The 12,544-nt window shown below is 66.5% G+C and carries 11 protein-coding genes; all 11 read right to left on the reverse strand.

The window, feature by feature from the left end:
* Positions 1 to 23 precede the first annotated feature (23 nt).
* Positions 24 to 779 carry a putative photosynthetic complex assembly protein PuhE gene (puhE, locus tag ACODS2_RS10155; RefSeq protein WP_488998709.1) on the reverse strand — a complete coding sequence of 252 codons (756 nt, stop codon included), beginning with the start codon at positions 777 to 779 and terminating at the stop codon, positions 24 to 26.
* Positions 780 to 802: 23 nt separating this feature from the next.
* Positions 803 to 1,828 (reverse strand): magnesium-protoporphyrin IX monomethyl ester (oxidative) cyclase, encoded by a 1,026-nt coding sequence (gene acsF, locus ACODS2_RS10160; protein WP_488999029.1) that lies wholly within the window; start codon positions 1,826 to 1,828, stop codon positions 803 to 805.
* 110 nt (positions 1,829 to 1,938) lie between these two features.
* On the reverse strand, positions 1,939 to 2,226 hold the full coding sequence (locus ACODS2_RS10165; RefSeq protein ID WP_298174058.1) for a hypothetical protein: 288 nt from the start codon (positions 2,224 to 2,226) through the stop codon (positions 1,939 to 1,941).
* Entirely contained in the window at positions 2,226 to 2,708 is a 483-nt protein-coding gene (gene puhC / locus ACODS2_RS10170; RefSeq protein WP_488998710.1) for a photosynthetic complex assembly protein PuhC, read from the reverse strand. Before puhC ends, ACODS2_RS10165 begins: the two co-directional genes overlap by 1 nt.
* The gene (gene puhB / locus ACODS2_RS10175; protein WP_488998711.1) at positions 2,705 to 3,334 is read right to left on the reverse strand and encodes a photosynthetic complex putative assembly protein PuhB; all 630 of its coding nucleotides are present in this window, start codon (positions 3,332 to 3,334) and stop codon (positions 2,705 to 2,707) included. The genes puhC and puhB overlap by 4 nt, the downstream gene beginning before the upstream one ends.
* Positions 3,331 to 4,107 carry a photosynthetic reaction center subunit H gene (gene puhA, locus ACODS2_RS10180; protein WP_298174052.1) on the reverse strand — a complete coding sequence of 259 codons (777 nt, stop codon included), beginning with the start codon at positions 4,105 to 4,107 and terminating at the stop codon, positions 3,331 to 3,333. Before puhA ends, puhB begins: the two co-directional genes overlap by 4 nt.
* A 70-nt stretch (positions 4,108 to 4,177) precedes the next feature.
* The gene (locus ACODS2_RS10185) at positions 4,178 to 5,602 is read right to left on the reverse strand and encodes a BCD family MFS transporter (protein WP_488998712.1); all 1,425 of its coding nucleotides are present in this window, start codon (positions 5,600 to 5,602) and stop codon (positions 4,178 to 4,180) included.
* Positions 5,603 to 5,622: 20 nt separating this feature from the next.
* Positions 5,623 to 6,363, reverse strand: a complete 741-nt coding sequence (gene bchM, locus ACODS2_RS10190) for a magnesium protoporphyrin IX methyltransferase (protein WP_488998713.1) — start codon at positions 6,361 to 6,363, stop codon at positions 5,623 to 5,625.
* Positions 6,360 to 7,250, reverse strand: coding sequence for a ferredoxin:protochlorophyllide reductase (ATP-dependent) iron-sulfur ATP-binding protein (bchL, locus tag ACODS2_RS10195; protein WP_421839008.1), 891 nt, complete (start codon positions 7,248 to 7,250; stop codon positions 6,360 to 6,362). Before bchL ends, bchM begins: the two co-directional genes overlap by 4 nt.
* A 12-nt stretch (positions 7,251 to 7,262) precedes the next feature.
* Positions 7,263 to 10,970: a magnesium chelatase subunit H gene (locus ACODS2_RS10200; RefSeq protein WP_488998714.1), complete on the reverse strand. Its 3,708-nt coding sequence runs from the start codon at positions 10,968 to 10,970 to the stop codon at positions 7,263 to 7,265.
* The gene (gene bchB, locus ACODS2_RS10205; protein WP_488998715.1) at positions 10,960 to 12,543 is read right to left on the reverse strand and encodes a ferredoxin:protochlorophyllide reductase (ATP-dependent) subunit B; all 1,584 of its coding nucleotides are present in this window, start codon (positions 12,541 to 12,543) and stop codon (positions 10,960 to 10,962) included. The genes ACODS2_RS10200 and bchB overlap by 11 nt, the downstream gene beginning before the upstream one ends.
* Position 12,544: the final 1 nt, after the last annotated feature.

The raw sequence follows: 12,544 nt of genomic DNA on the forward strand, positions 1-12,544 counted from the left end.
CCCATTAAAATACGGCCCGAATCTCAGGCGCTCATCCGGTTGGTGCGGCCCGGCAATGCCCAGCCCCACAGTGCGCCGTCACGAAACGGCAAGGCGAAGAAAATGTGCTCGACCGCGCCAAGCGCGGCCATGGCAAACAGCAAACTGGCGCTGACGGCCTGTGCGCTCGCGCCAGGCGCTGCCAGCGCATTGGCACCAAGCCCTGCGGCCAGCGCAATGGTGCCGATCAGCGAGCAGGCAAAGGCGGCGGAAAAGCGCTGCGGCCCGAAATAGCTACACAGATATTGCAGGTGCGGCGGCAGCAGGGTGCCGATCTCGTTGGGCACGCCCGCATAGAGCACCAGCTTGCTGCACAGGCGCAGCGCAAACAGCAGCAGGAAGACCTCTGCACCGGTCGGGTTCGGCCCGTTCCAGCTGACGGACATCAGCATCAGCGCGGTCAGCGCCAAGGCGATCTCGTGGTAGATCAGGGTGGAACTGGCATCGACGAAGCGTTCCCAGCCGCGCGCGGAGGGGCGGCTCGGCTCGCGCCGCGGCCCGGCGACAGCGCCCATGAGGAAGCTCGCCTCATGCCAGGACCACACCATCAGCGCGCCGACAAACCCGATATAGGTCCCGGCAATCGTGGGCAGCTGCGATCCGATCACCACCGCGATCAGACCGGCGATGCCGCCTGCGCCAGCGATGGCCAGCGCGCGCGGGAAAGTCGCCCGGTCACGGTTGTCCAGCCACGCGATCAGCCCGGTGGCGAAGAACCACACGACAAGCGTGACCACCATGGGGATAGCGTGACCGGAGAGGCTTACCACGATGGCTGCATCCGCACCGAGGCGGGCAGCGCGTTCTCGCGCGTGCGGTGGAAGTACATCCGCGCAAAGGCGAGGCCCGCGGCGGCAACACCGCTGTAGCGCTGGAACGCGCCCGCCACCCCGCCGCGCGCCTTGCCGGCGGCGATGCGGTTGCTGGCGTTCAGCAGGTCGTCCATCCGGCGGCGGAAGGCCGGATCATCGGTTTCCAGCTCGATCGGGAACACCTGGCGGGTGATCGCGGTGCAGACCGAGAAGACCTTGTAGTCGTACTCGGTCGGATCAACGCCCAGGGCCTCGTGGAACAGCGGGCGCGCATGATCGCGCACATACATCGTGGCGTAGACCGAAAGCAGGAAGAAGCGAATCCACAGGCGGTTCAGCCCGGTCAGCAGCTTCGGATCTGCCCGCATCAGCAGCGCGAAAGCTTCGCCATGGCGGAACTCGTCGTTGCACCACTCCTCGAACCACGAGAAAATCGGGTGGAAGCGGTGCTCGGGGTGCCTGGCGAGGTGCCGGTAGATCGTGATGTAGCGGGCATAGCCAATCTTTTCAGAAAGATAGACGGCATACCAGATAAACTTCGGGCGGAAGTACGTGTACTTCTTCGATTTGGTCAAAAAGCCCAGATCGACGCCGATCCCGGCGTCCTTCAGCGTTTCGTTGATGAACCCGGCATGGCGGCTTTCATCGCGCGCGAGCAGCTTGAACAGCATCTTCATGTCCGGATTGCGCGTGCGCCGGGCCATTTCGGAATAGAGCACGCAGCCCGAAAACTCCGAAGTCATCGAGCTGACGAGGAAATCGGTGAATTCCTCGCGCAGGGCCGGTTCAAGGTTCTCGATGATCCCCTCGAAGCTTTCCGTGCGCTTGAAGTGCAGCTTGTTGCGGTCTGCCTGCATCTCGGCGATCAGGTCGTCCCACTCGGCACGTACGGGCGAGACGTCGATCGCATCGAGCGCAGCGAAGTCGGTGGTGTAGAAGCGGGGGCTCAGCACCGTTTCGGCGCGCGCCATGGCCATCGTATCCAGCTTGGCGCTGCTGCCGTTGTCGAAGTCGAGCCCGGCAGCGGCGGCGGCGCGGCTGAACTCTTCATGCGCGGAAGACTTCGGGTCGATCGTGGTAGGGGCGTTCATGACGGTCTCCCGGGCGTAAAGCTGACTTCGTAGAGTTCGGTAAGGTCGAAATAGGCGGCCAGCCTGATCCAGGCCCGCACCAGCGGACCGGCTCGCGTCACCGTTGCCATCCGGTCAATCGCGAGGCTTTGACCGAAATCAACACGGATCGGCGCGCCGTGGACCTTCACGCGATCGCCCGGCTGCAGTTCGATATCGCCGGCCAGCCGCACATGCGCGTGGAAGTGTTCCGGCGTCTGCTCGATCTCGATGCGGCAGGGGGTATCGAACCTGCTGGAGGCCATCAGGCGGCGCCTCCGGGAAGGAGCGCAGCAAAGGCGGCCCGGTTGTCCGGCCCGAACGAGCCGAGCTCGATCGAACGGCCTGTGGCTTTGTCGTCCAGCGAAAGCGTGCCGTTCTTCCACAGCGTCAGCGTGAAGGGCGGGGCCATGCCGACGCCGCGGATATGCCGCTCCCGCGCCATGCCGCGCATCACGCCGCGCACGAAGCCGTTGCCGGGCACGCCGTCAACCAGCACGCGCACCGTCTCGCCGGTGGAGACATCGCGCACCACCACTGCGCCGTCACCGCGGTCGGTGAAGGTGAGCTGGCGCACGACCGCCGGTGCGACATGCGCTTCGGTGCGGGCGGCAGCGGGGATCGCCTCGCGGCTCAGCACGCCAACCTTGACCAGCGCCGTGAGCGCGAGTGCAGTTCCCACGAGGACCAGCGCCGAGGCAAGGGCGCCCTTGGGCATCGTCTGTTCATGATCGTGGACCAGGCTCATGCCATTGCCTCCTTTGCGCCCAATGCCGGACGCGGTGCGCTTGCGGCGGGTGCGGCTTCGCTGCGCTGCTGAACCGGCACGATCGCGGCGGTTGCCTTGGCGAGAATGCCCGCCGCCTCAGCCGCGTTGGGCAGCGCGCGCAGCATCGGCTGCGGCTTGGCCAGGCGGAAGGGACGGGCATGCGGCCAGAGCATCGCGTAGCCGAGCATGCTCGGCCCATCGAGCGAAAGCGCGATATCGCCGTAGCCCGCACCCAGATTGCGCAGATCCGCGCCGCCCAGCTTCACCAACGGCAGATTGATGCACTTGCTGAGCGCGACGCCGATGCGCAGCACCACGCGGCGGTTGGTGATCGTGTAGACCGTGCTGCGCGCCACCAGCAGTGCGAAGCCATAGGCGAGGCCCACCGCCAGCACACCGAAGCCTGCCGTGATGAGCGCCCCCAGCGGCGTGCCGCCGACAAACGCCCAGCCGACGAGAGCCACGAAGTATCCGCCGATCCACCGCACGCCCAGCGCGCTGCGGGCGAACACCTGTGCATCGGGCGTGCCCTGCCAGAGGATCGCCTCGCCCGCAGGCAGATCACCCGGCAGGCCGCGGATCGGCTCGATATCGTGCTCTCTCACAGGATGGGCTCCTGACGACCGGCGTTGGCGTAGAGATAGCCGCCGCCGAAGTAGCCGATCACGCGCTCTTCTTCATAGCGGGTGATCTCGGTCGCGCTCTCAAGCTGCGGCACGGCGTCGTAGTCGGCCGCGTTGATCGCATCGATGGTCACGCCTGCTGCGCTCACCGTTGCCATCGCCATCGGGGCGAGCACATGCTTGCCGCTGGTGGTCTCTACCGCAAGGTAGCGGACCTGGTGCTCCGCACGGTCGATCCACAGGTCGGTCACGGTGCCGGCCACCTGACCGTCCGCCGCGATCACCTTCATGCCGCGCGGATCAGGGCCGCCCTTCCATACCGAGATGTGATCCTCGGTCGAAAGCGGCACGATGCGGGCGCGGCCATGCGCGTCCTGATCGGGCCACTTGGCGCGGTTGGCATAGGATGCCGGGCCGACGCCATCGACCAGCGGATTGCCGGTCGGAACATAGGGCGCACCGGCAAAGTTCTCGTAGCGCTTGGCGGCGATTTCCACCGGCTCGCGGCCTTCGGTGCGCGGCAGCGGATAGGACACGCTGCCCCGGCCGAAAGGCAGGTGGAAGGTCTTGGGCAGCGCCGTCGAGAGCGGCCCGCCAACGGTCTCGATGAATCCGTTCATTTCGTCTTCGAGCGGATAGCCCTCGCGGCGATCCTCGCGCCGCAGCCAGAAGACCAGGGCAAGGAAGAAGAGGAAGAACGCCCAGAGCGCGAGCTCTGCCACGTCAATCGAGCCAACTACATATGCGCTTTTCATCGAACGTTCCTTTCCCGGATCAGGGCCCCGGAGGCCGCAATTCCCACCACCACATTCACGCTGGAAACACTCATGTCGGAAACTCCGGCAAAGCCATCTGCCCGCCGGGCAAATCGCCCGAGAGGCCGAGGCGCTTGCCCGCCAGCGGTCCAAGGACCACCAGGGCTGCAATGAGCATTACGATTTCAAGGCTGTAGACCGTGGCATAGCCTGCCGCGCGTCCGCCCGGGCCGCTTGCCCAGGAAACGGTATCGCGGATCACGCCGCCCACCGCGAGCGCGCTGCCTGCCGCCGTCGCCTGCACCGCGCCCCAGGCGCCGAGCGCCACACCGGAATCGCGGCGCTGCGCCAGCGACATCGCTGCGATCAGCGTGCCGACCGAGAACAGGCCGATGCCGAAGCCGATCGCGCCCGCACCCACGGCAAGCAGTGCCGCAGAATGGAGCGGAGCTGCCAGCAGAACGAGAATGAACGCGCAGATCCCGCCGACCATGCCCGCGCCTGCCAGCCGCAGCGGATCGAAGCCGCGCTCCAGCACGCGGGTAGAGATCGAGAAACCGGCAATCGCGCCCATCGCCCAGGAGCCTGTCAGCATGGTGGTGGAACCAACGGCAAGGCCCAACAGCTCGGCGCCATAGGGTTCGAGCAGCGCGTCCTGCATCGCAAAAGCAGCCGCGCCGAGGCCGATGGCCGAAAGCAGGCGCACCGTGTTGGGCTCGGCGACGAATTCGCGCCAAACGTCGCTGAATTCGGGCGCCTCGCGGTCCTTCGCGGTCCGGCCGGGATTGCGGCCTTCCTGCTTCCACAGCGCGGTCACGTTGAGCACGAGCGTCACGACCGCTGCGCCTTGGATCACCTGCACCAGCCGGGTCGGGCTGAAGGGCACCAGCAGGCCGCCGATCACGAAGGCCGAAACCATCATGCCTACCAGCAGCATCACATAGAGCAGCGCCACTGCGCGCGGGCGCTTGTCCGCGCGCGCAAGGTCGGTCGCCAGTGCAAGGCCGGCGGTCTGCGTCACGTGGAGCCCCGCGCCCGTCAGCAGGAACGCGAGCGCGCCCCCGCCAAGGCCGGTATAGAATGTACGCGTCTCGCTCATCAGCAGCAGCGCGAAGGGCATGATCGCAAGACCGCCCCACTGCATCAGCGTGCCGAACCAGATATAGGGCACCCGCCGCCAGCCGAGCACGGAGCGGTGCGTATCGGACTTGTGCCCGATGAGCGCGCGCAGCGGGGCAAACAGCAGCGGCATCGCGATCAGCAGCGAAACCAGCCAAGCCGGGGTGTGCAGTTCGACGATCATCACGCGGTTGAGGGTGCCATTGAGCAGCACCGTCGCCATGCCCACGCTCACCTGAAACAGCGCAAGGCGCAGCAGGCGGGACAGAGGCAGTTCGGCGCTCGCGGCATCAGCAAAGGGCAGCCAGCTCACCGCCACGCGCGTCCACTGGCCTGCCATCCGCGAAAGGCGGGTCTGCGGGATAGTGTCGGTCATGGCGGGCGTTCCGGTCATGGTCAGTCGCGCACCAGTTCGAGGGCATTGGAAATGTAGAAGCCGGTGCCGATCCGCTTGCTGCGGCCGACATGCCAGCCGCGCAGGGCCTTCTCGATCCGCGCGATCAGGTCGGCATCGCGCACAGGCACGATGGCGGGCGCGCGGTCGCTGCGGGGGAAAAGCAGGCCCATCGTGTGCATCGCGCGCAGCATCGGGGTGGAAGGTGCGTGGGTAAACACGATCGAGCCGTCGCAGCGCTCGGCCAGCGAAACCAGCGTGGCAACGATGTCGTCCGGGCGGTAGTGGATCAGCGAATCCATCGCGACGACATGGTCAAAACGGCCATGCGCGGGATCGAGCATGTCGCCCACACGCCAGTGGATGCGGCCGTGGCCGAGGAACGAGGGGCAGCGTTCGCGCGCAATCGCGACGAGCCCGCCCGCCACATCGACGCCGACCACTTCGGCCCCGCGCCGCGCCGCCAGCACGCTCAGCGCGCCGGTGCCGCACCCGGCATCGAGCACGCGCATCCGCCGCAGGTCATGCGGCAGCCAGTCCAGCAGCACGTCGCGCATGGCATCGCGGCCTGCGCGCACGGTGGCGCGGATCCCGCTGACTTTCGCATCCGAAGTCAGGTCGATCCACGCTTTGCGCGCCGTGCTGTCGAAATAGGTTGTCAGCTTGTCGCGCTGTGCATCGAAGCGCGAGCCGTGCCGGGAGACCTGGCCGTCAAAGCTGGAAGATGCGCGCGTCGCCATCATTCATACCCCAGGAAATCGAAAATATCGCGGTCCTTCATGGCCGTCGCCTCAAGCGCAGGCGTGCCATTCCAGAGGATGCGGGCAAGATTGAGGTATTCCTCGCGCGCCGCGATCACGTCCGGGCTGTCCGGCATTTCGAACAAGGTGCACTTCTTCAGGCGCGAGCGGCGGATCGCGTCGAGATCCTTGAAGTGGGCAAGCCGCTTGAGCCCGATGGCGTCGTTGAAACGGTCGATCTCGTCGGTGCCTGCCGAACGGTTGGCGACAACCCCTGCAAGGCGGACGTCGTAGTTCTTCGACTTGGCATTGATCGCGGCGACAATGCGGTTCATCGCGAAGATGCTGTCGAAATCGTTGGCGGCGACGACGATCGCGCGTTCGGCATGTTGCAGCGGCGCAGCGAACCCGCCACACACCACATCGCCCAGCACGTCGAAAATCACGACGTCCGTATCTTCGAGCAAGTGGTGCTGCTTGAGCAGCTTGACGGTCTGCCCCACGACATAGCCGCCGCAGCCGGTGCCAGCGGGCGGGCCGCCGGCCTCGACGCACATCACGCCGTTGAAGCCTTCGAACATGTAGTCTTCGGGCCGCAGTTCCTCTGCGTGGAATTCCACGGTTTCGAGCACGTCGATCACCGTCGGCATCAGCTTCTTGGTGAGGGTGAAGGTGGAATCGTGCTTGGGATCGCAGCCGATCTGCAGCACGCGGTGGCCCATCATCGAAAACGCGGCGGACAGGTTCGACGAAGTGGTCGACTTGCCGATGCCGCCCTTGCCGTAGACGGCAAAGACCTTGGCATTGCCGATGCGATCAGCGGGATCGAGCCGGACCTGCACGGACCCGTCGCCATCTGGCTTGCGGGTAGGGGGATCGAGTAGCGCCATGGGTGGGTTCCTTTATGCTGCGACGGCTTCGACGCCCGCGGGGATCACGCCTTCAAGGCGGTCCTCGAGTTCGTCGCTGGCGGCGTGGAGGGCTGCGAGAGTGGCTTCGTCGGGCGACCAGAACTTGCGGTCGACCGCTTCGATGAGACGGTTGGCAACGCGGGCCGAAGCGCGCGGATTAAGGGCGGCCATGCGTTCGCGCATCGCGGCGTCGAGCACATAGGTTTCGCTGATGCGCTGGTAGACCCAGGGATCGACTTCGCCGGTGGTGGCGGACCAGCCCATCGTGGTGGTGACATGGCCCTCGATCGCGCGGACGCCTTCATAGCCGTGGCGCAGCAGGCCTTCGGTCCACACCGGATTGAGGATGCGGGTCCGGGTTTCGAGCGCGACCTGTTCCTGCAGGCTGCGGACCTTGCCGCTGCCTTGCGTCTGATCGCCGATGTAGACCGGTGCGGTCTCGCCGCCTTTGGCCCGCGTGACGGCACGGCTGATGCCGCCCAGCGCGTCGACATACTGGTCGATCGAGGTGATGCCGAGCTCGACGCTTTCGAGGTTCTGATAGGCGCAATCGACGGTCTTGAGCGCCGAGGCGAGGATCGCGGCCTGGCGGATCGGCACGCCCTTCACGCCGTAAGCATAGCCCTTCTGGCGCTCGAAGCTGTCGGCCAGTTCGTCCGGATCAGTCCACGCGCCGTTGTCGATCATCAGATTGACGTTGGCGCCATAGGCCCCTTGTGCGTTCGAGAAGACGCGCAGCGCCGCCGTCTCGAAATCGCAGTGATGCTCGTCCTGGTGCGCGATGGCGTGGGCGCGCACGAAGTTCATTTCGAGCGGCTCGTCCGCGCTCGCGGCAAGCAGCGCGGCTTCGGCCAGCATGCGGGTCTGGAGCGGCAGCAAGTCGCGGAACACGCCGGAAAGCGTTGCGATCACGTCGATGCGCGGGCGGCCCAGCTCTTCGAGCGAGATCAACTCGGCTCCGGCAAGGCGGCTGTAGCTGTCAAACCGTGGGCGTGCACCGATCAGCGCGAGGACCTGCGCAATCTGCGCGCCTTCGCTCTTGAGGTTGTCGGTGCCCCAAAGGACCATCGCGACAGTCTGCGGCAGGTGGCCACTGTCGGCCATACTGCGCTCGAGCAGCTTCTTCGCCTGTTCCGCGCCGTCCTTCACCGCGAAGGCGGAAGGCAGGCGGAACGGATCGAAGCCGTGGATGTTGCGCCCGGTCGGCAGGATCTCCGGCGCGCGCAGCACGTCGCCGCCTGAGACGGGGCGGATGAACCGGCCCGAAAGCGCGCGGACGATGCCGTCGAGTTCATGGTTGACCGAAAGCGCCGCGTTGAGCGCGCCCATGTCCTTGAGCAGCGGCGTATCGAGCTTCAGCCTGCCATCGACCAGCAGTTCGGCGGCTTCCGGGCTGAGGGGTTCGCCGCGCGCTTCGGCGGAGGCGCTCACCATGTCGATGCGCTCTTCGCGGCTCGCGGCTTGGCCGGCGATGTGGAGCCCCTGCGGGATCAGCTCGCGCTCGATCTCATAAAGCCGCGCGGCCAGCGCCGGTACGTCGCTGCCATCGAGGTCCAGCGCTTCGGCCTGCTCGGCAATCAGTTCGGCCAGGAGCAAGGCCTGCTCGTCGCCCGGAGGCAGCGAACGCCAGCGCTCGACCGAGGCCTTGAGATCGGCGAGGCCCTTGTAGACGCCCGAGCGGGTGAGGGCGGGGGTGAGGTAGCTCACCAGCGTCGCACCCGAACGGCGCTTGGCGAGCACGCCTTCCGAAGGGTTGTTCGCGGCGTAGAGATAGACATTCGGCAAATCGCCGATCATCCGATCCGGCCAGCACTGCGCCGTCAGGCCGGTCTGCTTGCCGGGCATGAATTCAAGGCTGCCGTGTGTGCCGAAGTGGAGGACGGCGTGGGCCTGGAAGTCCTCGCGCAGCCAGCGATAGAACGCGGCGAAAGCGTGGCTCGGGGCGAAGCGCCCCTCGAACAGCAGCCGCATCGGATCGCCTTCGATGCCGATCGCGGGCTGGATGCCGACGAACACATTGCCGAACTGCGCACCGAGCACCTGAACCGCGCTGCCGTCGGACTGCAGCTTGCCCGGGGCCGGGCCCCACGAAGCCTCGATGTCCTTGAGCCAGGTCTCGCGCGAGACGATGGTGTCAGCCATGATCCGCGTGTGGACATTGGCCTCGGTGCCATAACGCGCCGAATTGCCGATCAGGATCGCCGAGCGCAGTGCGTCGACGCTTTCCGGCACTTCGACGGTGTAGCCTTCGCTCGCCAACCGCTTGAGCGTGGCGTGGAGCGATTCGAACACGCTGAGGAACTGCGCGGTGCCAGCCGCGCCGGCATTCGGCGGGAAATTGAACAGCACGACCGCAATGCGGCGCTCCGCTGCTGCCGCGCGGGCTAGATCGATCTGCTTCACCACGCGCGCGGCGAGCGCTTCGGCGCGTTCGGCGCAGCTTTCCATCTGCCGCACGCCTGCAACGCCGGATCCGGCAAACGTGCAGCCATTGGCGCAGCCGGTGCAGGCTTCGCCGCTGCCGTCCGCACGGCCGCCGAAAACCATCGGCTGGATGGCCCCGTCAAGCTCGGGAATCGCGATCATCATCGTCGATTCCAGCGGCAGCAGCCCCTGCGGGTTCGCGCCCCAGGCCTGAAGTGTCTGGAATTCCACCGGATGCGCGGCGATATAGGGCCGGTCGAGCTTGGCGAGGATCGCCTCGGCCGCTGCCGTATCGTTGTAGGCAGGGCCGCCGACAAGGCTGAAGCCCGTCAGGTTCACCACGGCATCGACCGTGCTCTTGCCGTCCTTCATGAACAGCGCCTCGATCGCCGGCCGCCCGTCGAGACCGCCGGCAAAGGCCGGGATTACGCTCAGGCCCCGTGCCTCCATCGCCGCGATCACGCCGTCATAATGGCGCGCATCCTTGGCGAGCACATAGGAGCGCAGCATGAGGAGGCCGACCGTGCCGCGCTTGCCCGCAGTGGCGCTGGCGGGCAGGGCCGCAGCACTCGCCGCCATGCGCGGGGTCATCGCCGGGTGATAGACGCCGACTTCGGGATATTCGCGCGGCGCTTCGGCCTTCATCGCGCCGCGCAGGGCGGCACGCTCGCCGGAAGCATAGCGATCAATCAGCGCGCGGATCATGTCCACCACGTTGTCGTCACTGCCCGCGAGCCAGTACTGCAAGGTCAGGAAATAGGCGCGCACGTCCTGCGCGGTGCCCGGCACGAAGCGCAGCAGCTTGGGCAGGCGGCGCAGCATGGCCATCTGACCCTTGCCCGAGCTTGCCCCCGGCTTGCCCGATCCGCGCAGCTTCTTGAGCAGGCCCATCATGCCCGTGGCGGGCTTGTCCATGCGGTAGTCACCCATGCGGGTGAGCTTGACCACTTCGCCGGCCGACATCAGGCCGACGATCGCATCGCAATTGTCGCGGCGGGCTTCGAGCGCCGGCATCACCGCGCGGATATGATCCTCGAGGAACAGCATCGTGCACAGGATGATGTCGGCCTGCGCGATGTCTGCCCGCGCGGCGTCGAGCGAACCGGGCTTCTCTTCCCAGTCTGCCGCCGCATGGAAACCGATCGACACACCGGTCCCGGCGCGCGCGAACTGCCCCTGCGCGCGCTGGAATGCGCCGGAGAGGTGGTTGTCGAGCGTAATGACGACAACGCGCACCGGTGTATCCGGGGTGGTGACGGGGGCTTTACCGCGCATAATGGGCTTTTGCCTCGTAGAGCGTGTCGAGCGTGATAGCCGCCAGCCCCATTTCATTCGCGTACTTCTCGGTGTTGCGCTTGGCTTTGCCCCGCACGAAGAACGGAATTTTGCGCAGTTCGCGCTCGGCATCGTCGGTCCAGCCGGCCGCGCCGTCCGAAGCAGCGACGGGCGCGGCTTCTTCCTTGATGAGAATATCGCCCGCAGGCGCGAGCACCGGTTCAGGCTTGCTATGCGCCGGGGCCGAGCCGTGAAGGTGCGACGGGCCTGCCGCGTCGCTGAACTCGAAATCGTCGCGGAACATGGTGAGCAGGTGCTCTTCCAGCCCCATCACCAGCGGGTGGACCCAGGTATCGAAGATCACGTTCGCGCCTTCGAAGCCCATCTGCGGGCTGAAGCGCGCCGGGAAATCCTGCACGTGCACCGGAGAGGAAATCACCGCGCAGGGCACGCCGAGCCGCTTGGCGATATGCCGCTCCATCTGCGTGCCGAGCACCAGTTCGGGCGCGGCGGCGGCGATGGCTTCTTCAACCGTCAGGTGATCGTCGGTGATCAGCGGCTCGAGGCCGTATTCCTTGGCAGCGGCACGGATGTCGCGCGCGAATTCGCGGTTGTAGCAGCCGATCCCGCAGACCGTGAAGCCAAGCTCCTCATGCGCGATCCGCGCGGCAGCCACGGCATGGGTCGCATCGCCGAACACGAACACGCGCTTGCCCGTCAGGTAGGTCGAGTCGACCGAACGGCTCCACCACGGCATGCGCGAGGCACCGTCGTTCAGCGCCGGGGCCGGATCGACGCCTGCCAGCGCGGCGACTTCGCTGATGAAGGCGCGCGTCGCGCCCACGCCGATCGGCACGGTGCGGATCGCGGGCTGGGCAAAAGTCTTGTCGAGCCAGCGCGCGGCTTCATCGCCGATCTCGGGATACAGCACGATGTTGAAATCGGCCGCGCCGATGGTGCGGATATCCTCGGGCGATGCATCCTGCGGTGCCACGAGATGGACGTCGATGCCCAGCAGATCGAGGATGCGGCGCACTTCGATCACATCGTCGCGGTGGCGGAAGCCGAGCGCGGCGGGACCGAGCAGGTTGACGCGCGGACGGCGGCCTTCACGCGGGGCGGGGCGCACCGAGGTATCCGCCAGATGGCGCACGATCTGGTAGAACGTTTCTGCCGCGCCCCAGTTTTCCTTGCGCTGATAGCTGGGCAGCTCGAGCGGAATAACCGGGCAAGGCAGGCCCATGTTGTTGGCGAGGCCCGCCGGATCGTCCTGGATCAGCTCGGCCGTGCATGATGCGCCGACCAGCAGCGCCTGCGGCTTGAACCGATCCACCGCATCGCGCGCCGAGTTCTGGAACAGGCTCGCGGTATCCTTGCCCAGATCGCGGGCCTGGAACGTGGTGTAGGTGACGGGCGGGCGCACATTGCGCCGCTCGATCATCGTGAACAGCAGGTCGGCGTAAGTATCGCCCTGCGGCGCATGGAGCAGGTAGTGCACGCCGCGCATCGCCGTCGCGACCCGCATGGCGCCGACATGCGGCGGTCCTTCATAGGTCCAGACGGCAAGTTGCATG

The organism is Novosphingobium sp. FG137 (genome assembly GCF_057809735.1).